Source organism: Kineococcus anabasis (assembly GCF_054590795.1).
Map to the genome: position 1 here is coordinate 391,709 of NZ_BAAIHU010000007.1, position 22,050 is coordinate 413,758.

General features: G+C 75.1%; 18 protein-coding genes. 10 read left to right on the forward strand and 8 right to left on the reverse strand.

Annotated elements, in window-relative coordinates; genetic code table 11:
• Window positions 1–37: 37 nt before the first annotated feature.
• The 9 genes from ACYQBY_RS12605 (at window position 38) to ACYQBY_RS12645 (ending at window position 8,887) form a co-directional block, all read left to right on the forward strand.
• The gene (locus ACYQBY_RS12605; protein WP_459644194.1) at window positions 38–805 is read left to right on the forward strand and encodes a hypothetical protein; all 768 of its coding nucleotides are present in this window, start codon (window positions 38–40) and stop codon (window positions 803–805) included.
• Entirely contained in the window at window positions 805–2,247 is a 1,443-nt protein-coding gene (locus ACYQBY_RS12610) for a TrbL/VirB6 family protein (protein ID WP_459644195.1), read from the forward strand. The genes ACYQBY_RS12605 and ACYQBY_RS12610 overlap by 1 nt, the downstream gene beginning before the upstream one ends.
• On the forward strand, window positions 2,234–3,736 hold the full coding sequence (locus ACYQBY_RS12615) for an SCO6880 family protein (protein ID WP_459644196.1): 1,503 nt from the start codon (window positions 2,234–2,236) through the stop codon (window positions 3,734–3,736). Before ACYQBY_RS12610 ends, ACYQBY_RS12615 begins: the two co-directional genes overlap by 14 nt.
• Window positions 3,733–5,238, forward strand: coding sequence for an ATP/GTP-binding protein (locus tag ACYQBY_RS12620; protein ID WP_459644197.1), 1,506 nt, complete (start codon window positions 3,733–3,735; stop codon window positions 5,236–5,238). Before ACYQBY_RS12615 ends, ACYQBY_RS12620 begins: the two co-directional genes overlap by 4 nt.
• Window positions 5,235–7,022 carry a type IV secretory system conjugative DNA transfer family protein gene (locus ACYQBY_RS12625; protein WP_459644198.1) on the forward strand — a complete coding sequence of 596 codons (1,788 nt, stop codon included), beginning with the start codon at window positions 5,235–5,237 and terminating at the stop codon, window positions 7,020–7,022. Before ACYQBY_RS12620 ends, ACYQBY_RS12625 begins: the two co-directional genes overlap by 4 nt.
• Window positions 7,019–7,372 carry a DUF4913 domain-containing protein gene (locus tag ACYQBY_RS12630; RefSeq protein ID WP_459644199.1) on the forward strand — a complete coding sequence of 118 codons (354 nt, stop codon included), beginning with the start codon at window positions 7,019–7,021 and terminating at the stop codon, window positions 7,370–7,372. The genes ACYQBY_RS12625 and ACYQBY_RS12630 overlap by 4 nt, the downstream gene beginning before the upstream one ends.
• Window positions 7,373–7,456: 84 nt before the next feature.
• Window positions 7,457–7,714 (forward strand): hypothetical protein, encoded by a 258-nt coding sequence (locus ACYQBY_RS12635; protein WP_459644200.1) that lies wholly within the window; start codon window positions 7,457–7,459, stop codon window positions 7,712–7,714.
• Between the two features lie 194 nt (window positions 7,715–7,908).
• On the forward strand, window positions 7,909–8,484 hold the full coding sequence (locus ACYQBY_RS12640) for a hypothetical protein (protein ID WP_459644201.1): 576 nt from the start codon (window positions 7,909–7,911) through the stop codon (window positions 8,482–8,484).
• 145 nt (window positions 8,485–8,629) lie between these two features.
• Window positions 8,630–8,887 carry a PspC domain-containing protein gene (locus tag ACYQBY_RS12645; RefSeq protein ID WP_459644202.1) on the forward strand — a complete coding sequence of 86 codons (258 nt, stop codon included), beginning with the start codon at window positions 8,630–8,632 and terminating at the stop codon, window positions 8,885–8,887.
• On the opposite strand, the gene ACYQBY_RS12650 is transcribed toward ACYQBY_RS12645, so the two are convergent.
• The 8 genes from ACYQBY_RS12650 to ACYQBY_RS12685 form a co-directional block, all read right to left on the reverse strand.
• Window positions 8,845–10,041 (reverse strand): hybrid sensor histidine kinase/response regulator, encoded by a 1,197-nt coding sequence (locus ACYQBY_RS12650; RefSeq protein ID WP_459644203.1) that lies wholly within the window; start codon window positions 10,039–10,041, stop codon window positions 8,845–8,847. The two genes, ACYQBY_RS12645 and ACYQBY_RS12650, sit on opposite strands and share 43 nt — an antisense overlap.
• Window positions 10,038–11,108, reverse strand: coding sequence for a CheR family methyltransferase (locus ACYQBY_RS12655; RefSeq protein WP_459644204.1), 1,071 nt, complete (start codon window positions 11,106–11,108; stop codon window positions 10,038–10,040). The genes ACYQBY_RS12650 and ACYQBY_RS12655 overlap by 4 nt, the downstream gene beginning before the upstream one ends.
• A complete protein-coding gene (locus ACYQBY_RS12660; RefSeq protein ID WP_459644205.1) occupies window positions 11,105–12,127 on the reverse strand; it encodes a CheB methylesterase domain-containing protein in 1,023 nt (340 codons plus the stop codon). The genes ACYQBY_RS12655 and ACYQBY_RS12660 overlap by 4 nt, the downstream gene beginning before the upstream one ends.
• On the reverse strand, window positions 12,124–14,316 hold the full coding sequence (locus ACYQBY_RS12665) for a hybrid sensor histidine kinase/response regulator (protein ID WP_459644206.1): 2,193 nt from the start codon (window positions 14,314–14,316) through the stop codon (window positions 12,124–12,126). The genes ACYQBY_RS12660 and ACYQBY_RS12665 overlap by 4 nt, the downstream gene beginning before the upstream one ends.
• Window positions 14,313–14,741 (reverse strand): chemotaxis protein CheW, encoded by a 429-nt coding sequence (locus ACYQBY_RS12670; RefSeq protein WP_459644207.1) that lies wholly within the window; start codon window positions 14,739–14,741, stop codon window positions 14,313–14,315. Before ACYQBY_RS12670 ends, ACYQBY_RS12665 begins: the two co-directional genes overlap by 4 nt.
• Before the next feature lie 3 nt (window positions 14,742–14,744).
• Complete coding sequence (locus tag ACYQBY_RS12675; RefSeq protein WP_459644208.1) at window positions 14,745–16,463, reverse strand: methyl-accepting chemotaxis protein; 1,719 nt, start codon at window positions 16,461–16,463, stop codon at window positions 14,745–14,747.
• 206 nt (window positions 16,464–16,669) lie between these two features.
• Entirely contained in the window at window positions 16,670–18,142 is a 1,473-nt protein-coding gene (locus tag ACYQBY_RS12680) for a family 43 glycosylhydrolase (RefSeq protein WP_459644209.1), read from the reverse strand.
• 11 nt (window positions 18,143–18,153) lie between these two features.
• Complete coding sequence (locus tag ACYQBY_RS12685; protein WP_459644210.1) at window positions 18,154–20,700, reverse strand: alpha-L-arabinofuranosidase C-terminal domain-containing protein; 2,547 nt, start codon at window positions 20,698–20,700, stop codon at window positions 18,154–18,156.
• A gap of 303 nt (window positions 20,701–21,003) precedes the next feature.
• Here ACYQBY_RS12685 and ACYQBY_RS12690 point away from each other — a divergent pair, with 303 nt between their 5' ends.
• Window positions 21,004–21,990 (forward strand): ABC transporter substrate-binding protein, encoded by a 987-nt coding sequence (locus tag ACYQBY_RS12690; RefSeq protein ID WP_459644211.1) that lies wholly within the window; start codon window positions 21,004–21,006, stop codon window positions 21,988–21,990.
• The last annotated feature ends 60 nt before the right edge of the window (window positions 21,991–22,050 follow it).

Below are 22,050 nucleotides of genomic sequence, written 5' to 3' on the forward strand. Positions count from 1 at the left end.
AGAGCCCGGACGGACGGCACGACGGGAGGGACACGTGGTGGACAGGACGGCAGACGGGGGGACGGGTCCCTCCTGGCACCAGCCGGGTTTCCTCGCCTCGGCCGGTTTCCTGGCGATGGTCGCAGCGGGCGGCCTGACGCTGGTGCTCACGGGCGGCGCGGACCCCGGGCGGGCCACGGCGGCACCCGCGCCGGCGCCACCGGCACCGTCGGCTCCGGCTCCGGCGGACACCGCCCCGGCCGCCGACCCGAGCACCTGCGGCCTGCCCGAGGGTCCGCAGGTGCTCCCGCGCCAGGCACCGCAGGGCGTCACGTGGGAACTGCTGGACGGCACGGCCGTCCCGAGCGCACCGCGGACCTTCGGGCCGGGCAGGGTGACCGACGGGCTGCGGACCTGCTACGCGCACTCCCCCACCGGTGCCGTGCTGGCAGCGGCCGGGGTGTTCGCCACCACGGGGGTCCCCTCCCTCGTCGGGCCGATGATGCGCGAGCTGACCGCCGCAGGGCCCGGCCGCGACGCCGCGCTGCGCCGCCTGGCCGCCGAGGGCGTCCGGCCGGAACCCTCCGGACCCGGCGTGCAGGTCACCGGTTTCCAGGTGCTCGCCTACACGGCGGCCGAGGCCACCGTGGACCTCGCCTTCGCCGTGCGGGAGGGCGGAGGCCGCACCGGGTACGTGAGCTGGCCGGCCACCCTGCGCTGGGAGGACGGCGACTGGAAGCTCGTCCTCGACGACGCCGGGGAGTTCACCGCCGGCGTCCAGGGTCTGCCGGACCTGACCGGCTACGTGTACTGGTCGGGCCTGTGATGGCGGACGACTGCGCCTGGTACCAGCTCCGGTGCAACGTGCAGGCCGAGATCTCCGAGAAGCTCCAGGGCGTCGTCGGCGACGCCCTGGAGTCGATGGCCGGCGCCGTCGTGGAGGCGCTCGGGACGGCGCTGGCCAGCCTGGGCACCTTCTGGGTGCACGCGCCCAGCGTCCAGATCACCCGCACGCCGGGCGGCGAGGACCTGTCGCCGGCCGTCGGTTTCCTGCAGGGCGAGCTGTCCTGGTGGGCCGGCGCGATGGCGGTGCTGTCGATCATCATCGCGGGGATGCGGATGGCGTGGCAGCAGCGCGCCGAACCGGGCCGGGAACTGCTGCGGTCCCTGATCACCATGGTCGTGGCCACGGCCGCCGGGACGGTGGGGGCGGGCCTGGCCGTCAGGGCCGCCGACAGCTTCTCCGTCCACCTCATCGACCAGGCCGTCGGTTCGACGGGTTTCCGCGAGAACGTGCTCGCCCTGCTGCTGCTCACGCACGGTGCGGCCCCGCAGCTGACGCCGCTCGTCGTCATCCTGCTCGGCGGGCTCGCGTTCCTGGCCGGCCTCCTGCAGATCCTGCTCATGGTGGTCCGCGGGGCCATGCTGGTGCTGCTGGTGGGGATCCTGCCGCTGGCGGCGTCCTTCACGAACACCGAGGTGGGACGTCAGTGGTTCCAGCGGTGCGTGGGCTGGCTGGTCGCGTTCATCCTGTACAAGCCCGCCGCGGCGATCGTCTACGCGACGGCGTTCGCGCTCGTCGGGACGCAGGACGGCCTGGGCGTCGTGGACCCGCGGTCGGGGATGACGCGGGTCACGGCGGACGGCTTCACGGACGTCGTGACGGGCATCGCCCTGATGGTCCTCGCGCTGTTCGCGCTGCCCGCGCTCATGCGCTTCGTCGTGCCGGTGGTCTCGGCCACCGCGGGCGGTGGCTCCGGCGCCGCCGTCTCCGGCGCCGTCGGCTCGTGGCTGCCGGACGGGGCGAAGGACACCGGGAAGGGCCCCTCCGGCAGCGCCCCACCCGTACCCGGCTCCCGTTCCGGCCCCGGCCCGAACCCCGGTCCGAGCTCCGGTTCGAGCTCCGGTTCGAGCTCCGGTTCGGGGCGGGTCGCCGCATCCGGCAGTGCGAACCCCGCCGCGTCCCGCGGCACGTCCCGCGGCACGTCCCGCGGCACGTCCGGTGCCACGTCCGGTGCCACGTCCGGTGCCACGTCCGGTGCCGGCAGCGCGGCTGCGGGCGGTGGTTCCGCCGGCGCCGCGGGTGCCGGCGCGTCCACCGGTGCCGCCGCCGGCGGGGCGGCCGCGGCCGCCGGACCGGCCGGGGCGGCCGCCGCCGTCGCCGCCAAGGCCGCGCAGGCCGCGCACAAGGCCCACGAGAGCGCACGGACCGTCAGCGAGGCGGCCGTCGGGGACACGACCGGGGAGGGACCCAGTGGCAGTCGCTGAACGACCCGCACGCACCTACGGGAACTGGCGCAGACCGCAGTCCGCCGGTCTGGGCCAGCTCGGGACCCTGGGCACGCTGCTGCTCCTCGCCGGGCTCGTCGCCACGATCGTCACGACGATGCTCGCCGGGATCGTGGCGGCCGTGGCCGTCGCCGCCGTCACGGCCCTGTTCCTCGGGACGCTGGTGGTGCGGGACCGGCACGGCCGGAGCCTGCTGCAGCGCATCGGCGCGTTCCTCGGCAGCCGCCACGCGCGGGCCACCGGGGCGAACCTGTACCGCTCCGGCCCGCTCGGGCGGACCCCCTGGGGCACCTTCCAGCTCCCCGGCCTCGCCGCGGCGTCCGAGCTCAGCGAGTGGCAGGACTCCTACGGGCGCCCCTTCGCGCTGCTGCGGGTGCCGGCCACCGGGCACCACACGGTGGTGATCGCCACCGAACCCGACGGGGCGTCCCTCGTCGACACCGAGCAGGTGGACTCCTGGGTGGCGCACTGGGGCGGGTGGCTGAACGCCCTGGGCAGCGAGCCGGGCCTGGTGGCGGCGGCCGTCACGGTGGAGACCGCACCGGACTCCGGGGCACGCCTGCACCGGGAGGTCACGGCGAACGTGGACCCCGACGCACCCGCCCTGGCGCGCGCCATGCTCGCCGAGGTCCTGCAGAGCTACCCCGAGGGCTCCGCGACCGTCCGCGCGTGGGTGAGCCTGACGTTCTCCTCCACCGCCCGCTCCGGTGGGCGCCGCCGGGACACCCCCGAGATGGGCCGGGAACTGGCCTCGCGCCTGCCGGGGCTCACCCACGGGCTGCACTCCACCGGGGCGGGTGCGGCCCGCCCCGTCGCCGCCCGCGAGCTGTGCGAGGTGGTGCGCGTCGCCTACGACCCGCACGCCGCCCGGCTCGTCGACGCCGCGCACGCCGCCGGGCAGGCGCCCGACCTGGACTGGGGCGACGTCGGCCCCACCTACGCCGAGGCCCGCCACGACCACTACCGGCACGACGGGGCGGTGTCCGTGACGTGGTCCATGACGTCCGCCCCCCGCGGCTCCGTCCACTCCTCCGTCCTGTCCCAGCTGCTGGCGCCGCACCCGGAGGTCGACCGCAAGCGGGTGACGATGCTGTACCGGCCGTTCGACCCGGCCCGCTCCGCGCGCATCGCGGAGCAGGACAAGCGCGACGCCGACTTCAGGACGACCACGTCGGAGCGGCCCTCGGCGCGGGCGCTGGCCGCGGCCCGGTCGGCGGCGGCCACCGCCGAGGAGGAGGCCCGCGGCGCGAACCTCGTGAACTTCGGGATGCTCGTCACGGCCACCGTGGACGACGTCGGGCGCCTCCCCGACGCCGTGGCCGCCGTGGACAACCTCTCGGCGACCGCACGGCTGGTGGTGCGGCCGGTCTACGGCTCGCAGGACAGCGCGTTCGCCGCGGCGCTGCCGCTGGGCCTGGTGCTGCCCGCCCACCTGAGGGTCCCCTCCGAGATCAGGGAGTCCCTGTGAGCACCGGCAGGCGCGGGAAGGCCCGCCCGCGCAGCGCCCCCGTCCCGGGTCCGCGCGGCTGGGCCGGGCGCGGCGGGGGCTCCTCGACGTACGTGCAGGCCCCCGACGAGTGGCGGGGCACCACCGTGCAGGTGTGCGGGCTGTGGCCGTTCGCGGCCGGCACGGGCTCGCCGATGACGGGCGTGCCGCTCGGGCGGAACCTGCTGTCGGGCTCGACGCTGTGCTGCGACCCGATCTCCTGGTTCCAGCGGGCCAAGCTCATCTCCAACCCCAGCGCGTTCGTCCTGGGCAAGCCGGGGCTGGGCAAGTCCACCATCGTGCGGCGGATGGCGCTGGGGCTCACCGGGTACGGCGTGCTGCCCCTGGTCCTGGGGGACCTGAAACCCGACTACGTGGACCTCGTCGAGGCCGTGGGCGGGCAGGTCATCAGCCTCGGGCGGGGGCGCGGGCACCTGAACGTCCTGGACCCCGGGGAGGCGGGCGCCGCCGCGCAGCGGCTCACCGGCTCCGCGCGCCACGCCGTCCTGGCCGACGCGCACGGCCGGCGGCACGCCATGGTGTCCTCCCTGGTCACCATCATGCGCTCGGCGCCCCCGACCGACCGGGAGGAGACCATCCTCGACCGGGCGCTGCGGGTGCTGGACGAGCGCCACGACGGTGTCCCGGTGCTGGGGGACCTGCTGCGGGTGGTGCAGGAGGCACCGGAGGACGTGCGCCACGTCGCCCTGGACCGGGGGGACCTGTCGCGCTACCAGGAGATCACCGAGGGGCTGGAGGCCACGCTCATCGGCCTGGCCGGCGGTGGCCGCCTGGGCGAGATCTTCTCCCGGCCCACGAGCGTCCCGATGCGCCGGGACCGCCCCGTGGTGTTCGACGTCAGCAGCATCGACGACTCCGAGATGGACCTGCAGGCCGCGGTGCTGCTGGCGTGCTGGTCCTACGGGTTCGGCGCGGTGAACGTCGCGCACGCCCTGGCCGACGCCGGGCTGGAGCCGCGCCGGCACTACTTCGTCATCCTCGACGAGCTGTGGCGGGCGCTGCGCGCCGGGCGCGGCATCGTCGACCGCGTCGACGCCCTCACCCGCCTCAACCGGCAGCGGGGTGTCGGCATGGCGATGATCACCCACACGATGAGCGACCTCCTCTCCCTCCCCGGCGAGGAGGACCGCATGAAGGCGAGGGGTTTCGTGGAGCGCTCGGGCATGGTGATCTGCGGTGGGCTGCCCGCGGCGGAGATGCCGATGCTGAACACGGCGGTCCCGTTCTCCCGCGCCGAGCAGGACCTGCTCATCGGCTGGCAGGACCCGCCCGCGTTCGACTCCACCGCCGGGCGGGACGCCGAGCCACCCGGGCGCGGGAAGTTCCTCGTCAAGGTCGGTGGCAGGCCGGGCATCCCGGTGCAGGTGGCGCTGACGTCGGCGGAGCGCAGCATCAACGACACGAACAAGCTGTGGCACAGCGCGTCCCGCGCGGGTGTGCTGGGCGCGGAGGGGGCGGCGTGAGCGCCACCGGGCGCGGGGAGCGCGCCGGGCCGGAACCCCAGGCGGTCCTGGCCCTCGGCGCGGTGGGCGCGGTGGTCGTGGTGTCGGGCGCCGTGACGGCCGCCCTGCGGGGTGCCGCCGCCCTCGGCGCGGTCCCCGGGGCGCTGCCGGCCAACCCGGTGGCGCTGACGGTGGCCGTGTTCCGGGGGGAGGTCCCGTGGCCCGCGACGGCGACGTACGTGCTCGCCGCGCTCGCCGTCCTCGCGGCGGGCGCCGCGGCGGGCGTGTGGGCGCTCGTGCGGCGGGTGCGGGCGGGCGGCTCGCGGGTGGACCGCGCCGCGCGCCGCATGGCCCGGGCCGGGGAGCTGCGGCACCTGACGCGGCGCGGGGCCACCGCGACGGCCGAGCGCCTCGGCGTGCGGGGCGCACCGGGCCTGCCCGTGGCGGTGTCCCTCGCCGACGGGGAGGTCCTGTACTCCTCCTGGGAGGACGTGTCCGTGGACATCTGGGGGCCGCGCACGGGCAAGACGACGTCCCGGGCGATCCCGGCGGTCCTCGAGGCACCGGGGGCGGTGCTGGCCACGTCGAACAAGCGCGACCTCGTCGACGCGACCCGCGACCCGCGCGCCGCCTCGGGGCAGGTGTGGGTGTTCGACCCGCAGGGGATCGCCGAGGAACCGGCGGGCTGGTGGTGGGACCCGCTCACGTACGTCACCGACGAGGTGCGGGCGGCGGCGCTGGCGGAGGTGTTCGCCGGCGCGGGCCGGGAGCCCGGCGCCCGCACCGACGCGTTCTTCGAGCCCGCGGGGCGCGAACTGCTGGCGGGGGTGCTGCTGGCGGCGGCGCTGGACGGCCGCCCGCTGACGCAGGTGCTGCTGTGGCTGACGGACCCCACCGAGGACGAGCCGGTGCAGATCCTGCGGCGGCACGGTTTCCCGCTGAACGCGGCGTCCGTGGCGGAGGCGGTGAACTCCCCGGAGAAGCAGCGCGCCGGGGTGTACGGCACCGCCAAGCAGTTCGTCGCGTTCCTCACCAACCGCAGGGCGGTGGCGTGGGTGACACCGGCGGGCCCCGCGGACCCGCGGGCGCGGTTCGACCCGCACGCGTTCGTCCGGACCCGCTCCACGCTCTACAGCCTCTCCCGGGAGGGCAGCGGCTCGGCCGGCCCGCTGGTCACCGCGCTCACCGTCGCCGTCACGGAGGCCGCGGAGGACCTGGCGAAGCGCTCCCCGGGCGGGCGGCTGCCGGTGCCGCTGGTCGCCGTCCTCGACGAGGCCGCGAACGTGTGCCGCTGGAAGGACCTGCCGAACCTGTACAGCCACTACGGCTCCCGCGGGATCTGCGTCATGACGATCCTGCAGTCGTGGTCGCAGGGCGTGGAGGTGTGGGGCCGGGAGGGGATGCGCAAGCTGTGGTCCGCGGCGAACGTGAAGGTGTACGGCGGGGGCGTGTCGGAGGTGGAGTTCCTGTCGGAGCTGTCCCAGCTCGTCGGGGAGTTCGACGCCGGGGCGGTGTCGGTCTCCTCCGGCAGGGGCGGGCGCTCGGTGAGCCGTTCCACGCGCCGGGACCGCGTCCTCGACGTGGCGGACCTCGGGGCGCTGCCGAGGGGGCGTGCCGTGGTGGTCGCCTCCGGCACGCCCCCGACCCTGGCGCGCACGCTGCCGTGGACGCAGGGGCCGCACGCGGCGGCGGTGCGGGCGTCGCTGCGCGCGCACGACCCGGCCGGCGGCGCGGGTGCGGCGGGGCCGGTGGAACCGCTGCCCGCCGTGGGCGCGGACCGGCGCGCGAGGTGGTGGCGCCGGTGAGCGGGGAGTTCTGCGAACCCCTCTACGGGTCGCTGCCGGACTTCGTGCGGAACTACCTCGCGCAGGTGTACCGCCGCCCCGTGGACGGCAGGAACCGCACGTGGTGCCCCCACTGGTGGGAGCACCCGGAGGCGGTCGCGCGGCTCGGTGCGCTGTGGCGGGGTTTCGAGGCGCTGCAGGCGGACCCCGGGACCGGGGTGTCGGTGTGGTTCCGGGACCACGCCGACCACCACATGGCGGTGCTGTTCGACCCGGACGGCCCGTTCCGGGGGTGCTCGCCCGACAAGGGCCACCAGGAACGGCTGGCACCGCTGCCGGTGGGCGACCCGCCACCCGGCGCGCTGTCCTGACCCGCGGCCCGGCTTCCCCGGCGGCGGTCGTGCTGGCAGGCTCGGGGGATGAGCGGGTGGACCGCGGTGCGCTGAGGGCCGGTGGTGGCGACCGGACGGGGGCGCACGGAGGAGGTCGTGTGGCAGCGCAGCCACCGCGGCCGCCTCCTGCACGCCCTGCCCCACCCCGGCACCGGCCCGCCCCCGTCCGGGCCCGCGCTGTGCGGGACGTGGGTGCAGGTCGACCTGCGCCACCGCCCCGCCGGGGAGGAGCCGGACCGCGAGCGGTGCCACCGCTGCCTGAACGCGGCCGCCTCCGCGGCCGGGGCCCTGCCGGAGGCGGAACCGGGCATGCTGTTCTGACCTCCCCGCAGGACCTCCCGGACCGCCGCGAACCCGCGGGAACCCGCCGGAACCCGGAGGTCGGGACCCACCGGAACCCGGGCGTCACAGCGCGTCAGCGGCGCGCGGGGAACTGGGCCAGGTGGGGCAACCGGGCCGCGGCCTCTCCCCGGCGCGTCTGCATACTGGCCGCACAACGGGGCGGAGAGGTCGGGATGCAGCGGACGGCGATGATGGCTTACCTGGTCGGGACGGTCGTGGGCGAGGAGGAGACCGGCCCGCCCGGGGCGCAGACCCCGCCCGGCAAGGCCCGGTGCTTCGTCGACCAGGGCGGCCGCGTCGTCGAGTGCGACGCCCGGGACGAGCCGGTCCTGCGGGCCCTCGCCGGCGGGATGTACCTGCCGGAGCTGCGCGCCCACCTCGGCGACGACACCGACGAGGTCGTGGGGTGGCTGGTGGAGCGCGGGCTCGTGGTCCTCGACCCCGCGCTGGACCCCGGGCACCTCGACCGCCTGCGGCTCGTCGTGGAGCTCACCGACCTCGGCCCCGACGACGCCCGCCCCGCCACCCGGCGGGTGCGGACCCCCGGCGGTGCGGAGCTGCGCATCGGCGCGACCACCCTGACCGTGCTGCGGGAGGGCCACCAGGGCACGCTCGGCGCCGCGGTGCGCGCCCTGGAGGACGAGCGCGGTCTCGCCCCGGACCTCGTGCGCACCTACCTGGACCTGGACATGCACCGGCTCCTCACGCGCGGCGGCGGGCAGCTGCTGTGGGCGCAGGACGCCGCCTGAGCCACCCTCCGCCGGGGGTGGTCCCGGGGGCGGGATCGGGGTCCGCTCAGGGTCGGACCCCGATGTGCCCGGGGGCCGGGCGGGGCCATCCTCGGGGTACCGGATCGACACGGGGTCGGGACCGGGAACCGAGAAGGAGCGCACCGTGAACGTCGTCCACGAGAACTTCGCCCGCCAGGGCCTCGTCCGCCCCACCGACGGCCGCCTGCTCACCGGCACCTGCGCCGGCGTGGCCCGGCGCTTCGGGATGGACCCGTGGGCGGTGCGCGCCCTGTTCGTGGTGAGCCTGGCCGTCCTGCCCGGGACGCAGTTCGTCATCTACCCGGTGCTGTGGCTGCTGATGCCGGAGGAGCGCGGCTCCTACGTCCCCGCCGCCGAGGAGCCGCCCGCGCCGTACGCCTGAGCGGGCACCTGCTCCAGCCGCACCGTGAACACGCTGCCCCCCGGCCGGGCCGGCTCGTGGCGGACCGTCCCGCGGTTCGCCTCGGCCAGGCCCCTGACGATGTACAGGCCCAGCCCGGTGCCCATGCGCCGGCTGGTCTCGTCCTCACCGCGGACGAAACGGTCGAACAGCCTGGGGCGCAGGCCCTCGGGAACCCCGGGGCCTGCGTCCACGACCCGCACGTCGACCTCGCGGCCGGACGCCTCGACCTCCACGCGGGTGGCGCCGCCGGCGTACTTCGCGGCGTTGGTGAGGAAGTTGGCGACGACGTGCTCCAGGTGGCGGGGGTTCACGAGCGCCACGGCGCCGGTGTCCCCGACGACCGGGACGTCCTGCTCCGTGGCGGCCAGCGCGTCGGCGACCGCGTCGGCGACCCGCACGGGGGAGCGTTCCGCGACGAGGCTGCCGGTGTCCAGGGCGCACATCGCGAGGATCTCCTCGCGCATGCGGCCCAGCTCCCGGGCACCCCGCATGATCATCGTGGTGCAGCCGCCGACGTCCCGGTCGGTCCCGCCGACCATCTCCTGCAGCAGTTCCGCGTAACCCAGGATCAGCGTCAGGGGCCGGCCGATCTCGTGGCTCAGCATCCCCATCAGGTCCAGCTTCAGCTGGTTCGCGGCGCTCAGCGCGGTGTTCGCCTCGGTCAGCGCGGCGTTGCGCTCGGCCAGCTGCGCCGCCGTCCGCTCCAGGTCGAGGTTCCGCTCGCGCACCTCGTCGTTCAGGCGCTTGACCCGTGCGGCCGCCCGGACCCGCGCCAGCAGCTCCCCCGCCTCGAACGGCTTGCCGAGGTAGTCGTGCGCGCCGGACTCCAGGCCGGCGACGACGTGGCCGACGTCGGAGCGCCCGGACAGGACGATCACGGGGATGTGGGCGAGGTCCTCCTCGCCCCGCAGGGCCGCGAGGACCTCGTGCCCGTCCACGTCCGGCATCTCGATGTCCAGGACGATGACGTCCGGCGGCCGGGCGGCGGCCGCGGCCAGCGCGTGCCGGCCGTCGGGGGCCTCCGCGACCACGTAGCCGTGCTCCTCCAGGTGGGAGCGGACGACGGCGCGGATGAGCGCGGAGTCGTCGACGACGAGCACCTGCACGTCCGCCACGGGAACCTCCCCCCTCATCGTCCACCTCCCGGGCCGGCGAGGCGGGCGTCGACCAGCCGCAGCAGGGAGGCCACGTCGTAGCCCTCGACGCCGCCCCGCGCCCCCGGCCGCAGCAGCGCCCCGCGCGCCGCCAGGAGCAGGTGCCGCGCCCGGTCCTCCTCGCCGGAGGCGGCGGCGGAGAGCGCCGCCTCCAGCAGGGCGAGCGGCTCGGGACCGCCCGCACCGGGACCGCCTGCACCGGGATCGCCTGCACCACCCGCCGCACCGGGACCGCCCGCACCACCGGCCGGGGGCGCGGACCGCGGGCGCTCCTCGCCGCGGCGGTAGGCGAAGGAGTCGGCGAACCGGCACACCTCGAACCGTTCGCTCACCGACCACAGCGTCTCCGCCTCGCCGAGGAACAGGTACCCACCTCCGGGCAGCCAGCGGTGGATGCGCTCCACCGCCGCCTCCACGGCCCCGTCCACCAGGTAGATGAGGACGTTGCGGCACAGGACGGCCCGCGCGGTGCGCTCGGGGAACGGCGGGTCGTCGAGGGCGAGGTTGTGCGGGGTGAACCGCACCATCCGGCGCAGCTCGTCGCGCACGGCGCGCCGCCCGCCGTCGCCGGCCGGGACCGTCCAGCGCTCCAGCCGCTCCGGGGACAGCCCGCGCAGCTCGCCGGGGGTGTACCGGCCGCGCTCGGCGGAGGCGAGGGCGGCGGAGGAGACGTCGGTGGCGATGACGCGGGCGTCGCCGCGGCCCCGCTCGCTCAGCAGCACCGCCAGCGACCAGGGCTCCTGCCCGCGGGAGCAGCCCGCGCTCCAGAGGGTCAGCGGCCCGGGGTGCCCGGCGACCGCGTCCGCCAGCGCCTCCAGCTGCCCGGCGTGCCGGAAGAACGAGGACTCGTGGACGGTCATCGCCTCCACCAGGGCGGCCAGGGCGCCGCTGCCCCTGCGCAGCCCCGCCGCGTACCGCTCGGGGGTGGTCCCGGCGGCGGCCGCGGCCGCGTCGACGCAGCGCACCAGCCGGTCGCGCAGCGAGCCGTCGGTCCGCATCCCCACGGCCTCCTCCAGCACGGTGGCCGCCACCTGGTAGCCGCTCACCGCGCGACCCCGCCCACCACGGCCGAGCGGACGGCGCCGGCGATCCTCGGCAGCGCCAGGACGCGCTCGGCCGCGCCGCGCTCCACGGCGGCGCGGGGCATGCCGTACACGGCGCAGGTCTCCTCGTCCTGGGCGATGGTGAGGGCGCCGGTGGTGCGCATCGCCAGCATCCCCGCGGCTCCGTCCTCGCCCATGCCGGTGAGCAGGACACCCACGGAGCGGGGCCCGGCGGTCTGCGCGACGGAGGTGAACAGCACGTCGACGGAGGGCCGGTGGATCGTGACGGGGTGCTCCGGCAGCACCAGCACGTGCCCCGGTGACAGGGCGAGGTGGCGGCCCGCGGGGGCGACGTAGACGTGGCCGGGCTCGGGGCGCACCCCCGGGACGGCGGTGTGGACCGGCAGGGCGCTGAGCGCCGCGAGCCAGGTGACGAACCCGGGCACGAAGTCCTCGTGCAGGTGCTGCACGAGGAGCACGGTGGCGGGCAGGCCGGCGAGCCCGGCGAGGACGGCGGCCACCGCGCCGGGCCCGCCGGTGGAGGCGCCGATCGCCACGACCCCGCGCCCGCCGTGCCCGCCGATCCCCTCGTCCACCGGCACGGGCCGGGCGCCGCCGCGGCCGCGGCGGACGACGGCCACACCGCTGACGAGCCCGACGCGCTGCCGCAGCGCGACGGCGTCCGCCGCACCGGGCGGGCGGTCCGCCGCGCGGGGCAGGGCGTCGACGGCGCCGGCGGCGAGGGCGCGGCGGGCCGCCGCGCCGTCCGCGCCGGGCACCAGCGCGAGGACGGGCCGGGGGTGGGCGGCCATGACCTGCTCGACGAGGGCGTACCCGGCCTCCCCGAGGGAGGCGACGTCCACGACGACGACGTCCACGCGGGCGACGTCCCCGGCGACGGGAGCCCCCGCCGGGCCGGCGCGCAGCGCCACCACGCTCACGTCCCCGGCCGCCTCCAGCGCCCGGCGGATCGGCACGTGCACGCCGTCCGCGCAGGCCAGGCCCACGGTGAGCCGGCTCATGCGGGACCCACGAGCCGCTCGACGGTGGACAGCAGGGCGCTCTCCGTGAAGCCGTTCTTCACGATGTAGTCGTCGGCGCCCGCGGCGAGGCCCCGGCTGCGGTCCGCCTCCCCGTCGCGGGTGGTGAGGATGACGACCCGCGGCGGCTCGCCGCCCTCCGGGCCCCGCCCGCCGCGCACGGCGGCGGTGAGGGCGAAACCGTCCATGCGCGGCATCTCCACGTCGGTGAGGACGAGGTCCACGGCTTCGGTGCGCAGCACGTCCAGGGCGGCGCGGCCGTCCTCGGCGGTGAGGACGTGGTACCCGGCGCCCTCCAGGACGGAGCGCTGGAGCTCGCGGATGGTCAGGGCGTCGTCGACGACGAGGACGCGGGGGGCCCGCGGGGGCGCGACGGCGGTCGCGGGAGGCGCGGGAGCGAGGGCGGGGAGGGCGGCGGTGGCGTCCCCGTGGCGCCCGCCGTCGCCGCGGGCGCGGTCGATGAGACCGGTGGGTTCCAGGACCAGCAGCACCGAGCCGTCGGCCTCGGCGCTGACCCCCATGAACGCGTCGAGGCGCGGCAGCAGGGGGCTCAGCCCCTTGACGACGACCTCCCGCTGGGTGAGCAGCTCGTCCACCTCGAACGCGAAGCGGCGGGTGACCCCGCTGACCACCACCACCGGACCGGCGGGGCGCGAGGCCCGGGTGCCCACGGCCAGGACCTCCGCGAGGGGGCGCACCGGAACGGGCCGGCCGGTCACCCAGCGCACCGCGCGGGCGTCGACGACCTCCGGTTCGGCCTGCGGGGGCAGGGCCGTCACCAGCGACGTCATCGGCAGGGCGTAGCGCACGCCGCCCGCGGAGACGAGCAGGCAGCGCAGCACCGCCAGGGTGACGGGCACCGAGATGCGGATCTCGGTGAAGACGCCGGGTTCGGAGCGCACGTCCACGCGGCCGCGGACGGCGGCGACGTTGGCGCGCACGGCGTCCATGCCGACGCCCCGGCCGGAGACCTCGCTGACGGCGGGTGCGGTGGACAGGCCGGTGCGGAAGATGAGCGCCAGGTCGGAGTCGCCCGCGCCGGAGCGGCTCCCGGCGCCGGCCCGCTCCCGCAGCGCGGCGACGTCGATGCCGCCGCCGTCGTCGCGGACGCTGAGGACGACCTCGGCCCCGAGCCGCATGGCGTGCAGCCGGACCTCCCCGGTGGCCGCCTTGCCCGCCGCGGTGCGCCGGTCGGGGCTCTCCACACCGTGGTCCACGGCGTTGCGGACGACGTGCACGAGGGGGTCGACGAGCCTGGCGAGCACGGCGAGGTCGAGTTCCGTGTCGCCGCCGCGGACCTCGAAGCGGATCTGCTTGCCCTGCGAGCGGGCGAGGTCGCGCACCGCGCGGGCGAGGGTGTCGGTGACGGTGGAGACGGGGACCATCCGGGTTCCGGAGGTCTTCTCCTGCAGCTCGTTGACGATGGCGGAGAGGTCGCGGAACTCGGAGACCTGCACCGGGTCGACGTCCGTGCTCCCCGACAGGTAGGCGCCCAGCCGCAGCTGCGCGGCGGCCGCCTCCCCGACGAGCCGGATGAGGTCGTCGAGCCGGGCGACGGGGACGGGCAGGGTCTGGGCGGCCGGCAGGGCCTGGGTGGCCGGCGCGGTCCGGGTGGCCGGCGCGGTCCCCCGCGCGCCGGGTCCTCCTGCGCCCGGCTGCTCCGCACCCGGCTGCTCCGCGCCCGGCCGTTCCGCGCCCGGCCGTTCCGCGCCCGGCCGTTCCGCGCCCGGCCGTTCCGCGCCCGGCCGTTCCGCGCCCGGCTGCTCCGCGCCGGGTTCCCGCGACACCGCGGCCAGCTCGGCCTCGACGGCGGTGAGGCCCGAGCCGTCGCCCGACCCCGCGACCAGGCCCGGCAGCGCCGCCGCCAGCGCGTCGACCGCGTGCAGGAGGGCGTCCACGACCACGGGCCCGGCGGAGGCCGTGCCCGCCCGGACCGGCTCCAGCAGCTCCTCCATCGCGTGCGCGACGCGCTGCACCGGCACCAGGCCGACGACGGCCGCGCCGCCCTTGAGGTTGTGCGCGTCGCGGAACATGCCGGCCACCAGGTCGCCGTCCGCCCCCCCGGCCTCCAGGACCAGCAGGTCCCGGCCCAGCCGGTCCAGCGCGGCGCGCGCCTCCACCTCGAACATGCGCAGGAAGTGGTCCGTGCCGGCGCGCCCGCTCCCGCTCACGCGGGGGTCCCCTCCACGCCCGCCGCACCGGCGCCCAGACCGGCCGCGTCCAGCGCGGCCGCCAGGTCCAGCAGCACCACGGCACCGTCCGCGCCGGCGTAGACGCCCTCCCGCCCGGGCAGCTCGCAGCCGTCGACGCGCCGGCCGAGCACGCCCTTGGAGACGCTGCCCGCCACCGCCAGCGCCACCGGCCCCGCCGCCGTGTCCACGACCACCAGCATGTCGGTGCGCCCGCACGGCGTCACGCCCACGAGCCTGGCGGTGTCCAGCACGGGCAGGACGTCGCCGCGCAGGTTGGCCAGGCCAAGCACCGCCGGGCTGGGGGTGGCCAGAGGGGTGACGACCGGTGCGGTCAGCACCTCGCGCACCTGCCCGATCGGCACCGCGACCGTCTCGGAGCCCACCGGCAGCAGGATCGACTGCACGGCTCAGAACCGCTCTCGGGTCTCGGCCGCGGCGTTGCCGAGGTCGCGGGCCGCGCCCGTCATGGCGGCCGCGGCGGCCGAGATCTGCCGTGCCGTGGTGGACACCTGGCGGCTGCCGGCGTTGATCTGCTCCATGGAGGTCACGACCTGCTCGGTGGCCATGCGCTGCTGCTGCGTGGTGAGCCGCACCTGGTCGCCGCCGACCGCGACGGCCTCGATCAGGGCGAGGCTCTCGGAGAGCTGGCGGGTGCCGTTCTCCATCGCCAGGACGGTGGAGGAGTTCTCCGCCTGCGCCGACTGCACGATCTTCTCGATCTGCGCGGCGGACGCCTTGGAGCGCTCCGCCAGGCGCTGGACCTCGTCGGCGACGACCGCGAAGCCGCGACCGTTCTCCCCGGCGCGCGCGGCCTCGATGGAGGCGTTGAGGGCCAGCAGGTTGGTCTGGTCGGCGATCTCGCGGATCAGCCCGAGGATGCCGCTGATCTCGTACACGCGGGTGCTCAGGGAGTGGGTGCGCTCGCTGGTGGCGGTGATGCCGGCCTGCGCCAGCTCGACCTGGTCGCGGGTCTTCACGAGCTGCCCGGCGACGCGCTCGACGGTCTCGGCGATGACGGCGGAGGTGCGGGCGAGCTCCTCCATCGTGGCGGACGTCTGCGTGACGGCGGCGCTCTGCTGGGCGGTGGTGGCGGCCAGCTCCTCCGAGGCCGAGGACAGCTCCGTGGCGCTGGTGGTGACGTTGCTCCCCACGGCTCCCAGGCCGTCGACGACGTGGCGCAGGTAGGCGCTCTCCCGGCGGGCGAACAGGTACCCGAACAACCCGATCATCGCGGCGCCGAGGAGACCGAGGAGCAGGCCGCTGCGGCCCTGCTGCCGGACGGCCTCCATGGCTTCGGCGCGGTCCTTCTTCGCGACGACCGCCCACCTGCCCTCGGCGGCGGGGGCGTAGCCGGCGTAGACCTCCACGCCCCGGTAGTCCGGGGAGGCCAGCGCGCCGCTGTCGCCGGCGAGGGCGCCGCGGACCTGCACGGTGTCGGCCCGGGTGCGGGTGCTGCCCGAGGCGAGCAGCGCCTCCTCGGTGGCGTCCGCACCGGCCCGGGAGCTCGTGACGAGGGTGCGCTCGCGGTCGACGACGACGACCTCCGCGGTGCGGCCGAAGTTCACGGCGGCGAGCCGGGAGCCCATCGAGCCGACGAGCAGGCGCCCGACGAGCACCGACTGCACCCGCCCGTCCGGGCCGAGGACGGGGTGCGCCGCGTACCAGTGCACGGCCCCGTCGCGCTCGAAGACCTCGCTGAGGGTCTGCCGGCCGGCGACGGCGTCGCGGAACCAGGTGGCCTCGGGGTCGGCGAAGGCGACCGTCTCCCCGTCGCCGCGCACGAGGGTGCGCCCGTCGAGCCCGACGACGGCGAACCCGTCGAAGGAGTCGTTGAGGCGGTCGAACTCCGCGAGCTGGGCGCCCGCCTCCTCCAGCGGGTGGTCCGCGACGGCGGTGGCCACCACGGCCATGTCGAGGCGCCGCTCGGCCAGGTAGTCGTCCAGGGCGCCGGCGACGGCGGTGGCGCGGTTGGCGACGACCGTCTCGGTCTCCGTGCGGATGTGGGTGCCCGCGGCCCAGGTCAGCAGGGTGACGATGAGCACCAGGACGGGCACCGTGACGACGAGCAGCCCGAGGACGAGCCGGGCCCGGTAGCGTCGCAGCAGGGCACGCCGCCAGCTGTTCATGGTCGATCCCTCACTCCCCGTCGAGGCCCGTACCGCCGCACGGGTGATGCCTCGCTCACCCATTCGGCCGATCCGGTGCCGGACTTGAGCCGCGCGGGGGACGGATCCGGGCGCAGGTGCCCCGGCGGGCGGGGCCGGAGCGCGGGACGGCCCCTTCGCCGGGGTGTGCACCCCGGCGAAGGGGCCGCCGTGCGACCGCCGTGCGGTCAGCTCAGCCGGAAGGTGCTGCGCGCACCCGCGGCGGGCCCGGCGGTGAGCCGGCCCTTGTCGTGCCGCAGGTACGTCGCGGCGTTCGAGGCGAGCTGCAGGGAGATCCCCTTGGCGGTGGCGGTGCGGCGGAAGCTCGCCTGCCCGGCGAAGGCGGCGCCCTCCTCCAGCGGGTCGATGCGCACGGTGCCGTCGGCGGCGACCCGCACGTAGCGGTCCGGGAAGTTCACCGACCGGATCGACTCCGTGCCCGCGCCCGCCAGCCCCGGCACGAAGCGGAACTGGCTGTCGGCCAGCTCGCGCACGTCGCGGTCCACGCGCAGGACGTACCCGGAGTGCCTGACGAAGGCGGCGGCGTCGTCGGCCGGGGACAGCCGCACGATCGGCCCGCCGTTCCCCACGGGCACCCCGAACAGGGGGGTGCCGTCGGCGTGCCAGTACACCTTCTGCACGCGCGCGTGGCGGTTGGGGTCGTAGAGGGGGTCGGTGCCCTGGTACCCGGCGTAGTCCCGCGCGTGGTAGACGAGGACGTCGGTCACCCCGTCCTCCGCGACGGTGAACGAGTTGTGCCCGGGGCCGTAGCGGTCGGTCTGCACGTTCGTCTCGAACACCGGCTGCGGGTTCTTGTGCCAGGACGCCGGGTCGAGCAGGTCCGCGTCCGCGTCGGCGGTGAGCAGGCCCATGCAGTAGCGGTCGTCCGTCGCGCTGGCCGAGAAGGTCATGAAGACCCGGCCGTTGCGGATCAGGACCGCCGCGCCCTCGTTGACCTTGAACCCGCGGATCTCCCACGGCAGGGTCGGCGTGGAGATGCGGACGGGGCTGCCCTTGATCGCGAACGGGGAGGCCATCTCCGCGATGTACAGACTGGTGTTGACGGCGATCTCGGGCTCGGCCTGCGCCCACACGTAGTAGCGGCGGCCGAGGTGCTCGAACGTCGTGGCGTCCAGCTTGAACGAGCCCCAGGGGGTGGTGACCTCCTGCGGGGCGCCCCAGCCGGCCGGGTCGCGCGGGTCGGCGAGGGCGGACTCCATCACGTACATGCGGATGGCGAACACGTTGTCCGAGTCGCCGGCGGCGAAGTAGACGTACCAGCGGCCGTCGATGCGGTGCAGCTCCGGGGCCCAGATGTGACCGCCCGTGCGGCCGGTCGTGGGGCGGCGCCAGATGACCGTCTCGGTGGCGGTCCGCAGCCCGGCGATGGTCGGCGCGCCGCGGACGACGAGGCGGTCGTACTCGGGGACGGACCCGGTGAAGTAGTACATCCCGTCCGTGGGCCGCGTGATGAACGGGTCCGCACGCTGCTCCACGAGCAGGTCGGGGGTGGTCACGCCGTAGATCTGGGCGTCCGTCAAGGTTCCTCCACCGGGCTTGGGTGCCGCGACAGCCGCGGCCGGGTTACCGGCCAGCAGGCTAACCGCTGCGACGCCCAGGCCGCCGGTGAGCAGGGAACGACGGTTCAGGTCGGAGGTCATGTGTCTCATCCCTACTTCGTCGCGATGCGGAGGACGGTGACGGAGTTCGCCGGGAAGGTCCGGGTGAACGAGGACGAGATGCCGCTGACGGTGGTGGTGACCGGCCTGATCGGCTGCGCCGAGCGGGTGTTCTGCGCAGCGGGGTCGCCGGTGATGACGGTCATCTGCGCCTTGCCCGCCACCCGCACGCCGCCGAGGTCGACCTTCGTGACCGCGGGGGTGCTCTGGGCGTTGACGACCTTGACGATGAGGTCGCCGGTGGCGTCGTCCTTCGTCACGACCTGTGCGAACGGCTCGGTGACGGCGTCGTCGGAGAAGCTGCCGAAGGGCTGCCCGTCGAGGAAGAGCTCCACCTTCGTGCCGCGCACGGAGATCTTGACGTCGTACGCCTTGTTCGAGGTGATGGAGTGGCCCTCGCGGGCGAAGACGGTCTCCTTGGCGCCGTTGGTGGCCTTCTCCACCACGGTGCGGGTGTTGTTCCAGCCGCCGAGGTTCCACCAGTAGAAGTTGCCGGAGTCCTTGACGCCGAAGGCGATGAGGAAGCCCTCCGCGCCGGCCGTCTTGGTGGCCTTGAGGGTGATGTCGTAGTTCGTCGCCCGGATGTCGCCGGCCTTGACGAGGGTGTCCGTCGCGGCGGGGTCGGACTGGGTGTAGGTGCCGTCGGCGGCGGACCACGTGCCGCGGTTGGCCAGCGGGGTCCAGCCGTCGGCGTTGCCGTCGGCGAAGTCGTCGCTGAACAGGACCTGCCCCTCGGGGGTGGTGACCTTCACGTCGTCGTACTTGGCGGTGGTGGCCCAGGTGGACAGGCCGACGGCGCCGGTGATCGGCGTGGGCTGGAGCACCTTGCCGGTGGCCTTCGACGGCACGACGCGGTCGCCGACGTTGTTCATGAAGAGCTTCTGCACCTCGTAGGAGGCGGAGTTCCACGACTCGTCGTTGTCGAACCAGATCATGTCCGGGCGCCACTGGACGTTGTCGACGTTGGCCAGCAGCGGCGCGTAGGACGCCATCTTGACGACGTCGGCGTTGCGCTCCAGGCCGGTCATGTACGCGGCCTCGGCGAGCCCGTTGAACAGGGTGTTGTCGAGGGAGGCGTACTCGCCGAGGAACACCTTCGGCCCGTTGCGGTCGTAGGAGTCGTACCGCCTGTTGTTCTGGAGGAACCAGGCCGGGCTGTTGTAGTAGTGCTCGTCGACCATGTCGACACGGTTCGCCCGGTTGTGCTCCCAGTGCCGGTCGAAGACGGCGCCCTGGTCGTCCGGGCCCGAGTTGGAGATGACCGTGATGCCCGGGTGCTTCGCCTTGATGGCGTCGCGGAACTTCACGAAGTTCGCGGCGTACTCGTCGGGGAGGTTCTCCTCGTTGCCGACGCCGATGTGGGTCAGGCCGAAGGGCGCGGGGTGGCCCATGTCGGCGCGCAGCTTCCCCCAGGTGGAGGTGACGGGGCCGTTGGCGAACTCGATGAGGTCGAGGGTGTCCTGGATGTGCCGCCCCAGCAGCGCCTCGTCGACGGTGGCGCGGTTCTGCCCGCAGCCGGTGAGCAGGGCCGGCACGACGGGCAGCGGCATCGCGCCGACGTCCTCGGCGAACTGGAAGTACTCGAAGTACCCCAGGCCGTAGGACTGGTTGTAGCCCCAGAAGTTGGAGTTCGTCGCGCGGGTCTCGACGGGCCCGACGGTGTCCTTCCACTGGTAGGAGCGGGCGCGCTCCCAGTTCGAGGCGGCGTCGTAGCCGTACATGCTGTTGACGTTGACGATGCAGCCGCCGGGGAAGCGGACGAAGCCGGGGTTCAGGGCCTCGACCTTCTCGGCGAGGTCGCGGCGCAGGCCGTTCGCGCGGCCCTTGTAGGTGTCCTGCGGGAAGAGGGACACCATGTCGAGGCGGACGGTGCCCTTCCCGCCGGCGAGGACCTGCAGGCGGCCGGCGTCGGTGGTCTGGTTCGCGGTGAGGGTGCCGCTGTACCTCGCCCAGCCGTCGCCGGTGACCTTCAGGTTCAGCGGGTCGGCCAGGAGCGCGCCGGTGGTGCCGCGCAGCGTCACGGACAGCGGGGTGCCGGCGGGGGCGTCGGTGCGCGCCCACACGGAGAAGTCGTACCTCGCGCCGGCCTTCAGGGGCACGCCGGTGTTGTAGCCGGAGTTCGAGACCCCGTACCAGCCGCCCTCGGGGCTGGTGAGCGAGAGCTTGAGGTGGGTGCGGTTGCGCTCGTTCAGCCGGGCGGCGTCGTCGACGGTCGTGGCGGTGCCGGAGCCGCCGACGGCCGCGGTGGGCGTCCAGGCGGTCAGGCCGTTCCAGCCGGCGCGGTCGACGGGGAGGAACTCGAAGGAGCGGTTGCGGACCAGCTCGGCGTACAGGCCGCCGTCGGCGGCGTAGTTGATGTCCTCGTAGAAGACGCCGTACATGGTGTCGTCGATCTCCGCGCCCCTGGCGGCGGGGTCGGCGGTGACGGTGTACTCCGGTGCCGGCGGGGCGGGCTTGCCCACGGCCGGCGCCGCCGCGCACAGCGGAGCGGCGAGCAACGAGAAAGCTGCCAACGTTGTAAATGCGCGTGGGGCGGGCATGCATGTCCTCCTCGACATCATGGCGACGCGGCAGGTCCGTACGCCACCCGGTCGAGATGGCAGCGCTGCCACGTGCTTCCGGCCCGGCGGCCGGTTGTGAGCGCGAACATAGGTGGCACATCACGAGATGGTCAAGGCGACCGCCATCTGCGTGAACGGCTTGACTCGTCTCTCTGTTAACGCTCACACTCCTCATCAGGTGGTGCGGCCCGGACCTCCCCTTCAGGGGGACCCGGACGGGTCCGCCGGCGCGGCACGGTCGCCCCGCCGGAGCACGCCCTGATCTGCGATGGAGGAGACACAGTGCTCAAGAAGTTCCTGACCGTGGCCACGAGCGCGGTGCTGATCGGCTCCCTGGCCGCGTGCGGTGGCGGCGAGGCCGCCACGCAGGGCAGCGGTGGAGACAGCAGCGGTGGCGACAAGATCACCATGGGCTTCGCCCAGGTGGGCGCCGAGAGCGGCTGGCGCACGGCGAACACGAAGTCCATCCAGGAGTCGGCCAAGACCGCCGGCATCGAGCTGAAGTTCTCCGACGCGCAGCAGAAGCAGGAGAACCAGGTCAAGGCGATCCGCTCCTACATCCAGCAGAAGGTCGACGTCATCGCCTTCAGCCCGGTCGTGGAGACCGGCTGGGACACCGTCCTGCAGGAGGCCAAGCGCGCCAACATCCCGGTCATCCTCACCGACCGGGCCGTGGACTCCGAGGACGACAGCCTCTACGAGACCTTCATCGGCTCCGACTTCGTCGAGGAGGGCAAGAAGGCCGGCGAGTGGCTGGTCAAGGAGGTCGGCTCCACCGAGACGAACGTGGTGGAGCTCGAGGGCACCACCGGCGCCGCCCCCGCGATCGACCGCAAGGAGGGCTTCGCGGAGGTCGTCAAGGCCTCCCCGAACATCAAGGTCATCGCCTCGCAGACCGGCGACTTCACCCGCTCCGGCGGCAAGGAGGTCATGGAGGCCTTCCTGAAGTCCCACCCGGACATCGACGTCGTCTACGCGCACAACGACGACATGGGCCTGGGCGCCATCGAGGCCATCGAGGCCGCCGGCAAGGTCCCCGGCCAGGACATCAAGATCATCACGATCGACGCGGTCAAGGACGGCATGCAGGCCCTCGCCGACGGGAAGATCAACTACATCGTCGAGTGCAGCCCGCTCCTGGGCGACCAGCTCATGGAGGCGGCCAAGAAGGTCGTCGACGGCGAGGAGCTCGAGAAGCGCATCGTCACCGAGGAGACCACCTTCACGCAGGAGCAGGCCAAGGAGGCCCTGCCCACCCGCAAGTACTGAGCACGGAGGCCCGGCTCCCCGCCCCGCGCGGCCGGAGCCGGGCCCCTCACCCGGGCGCCC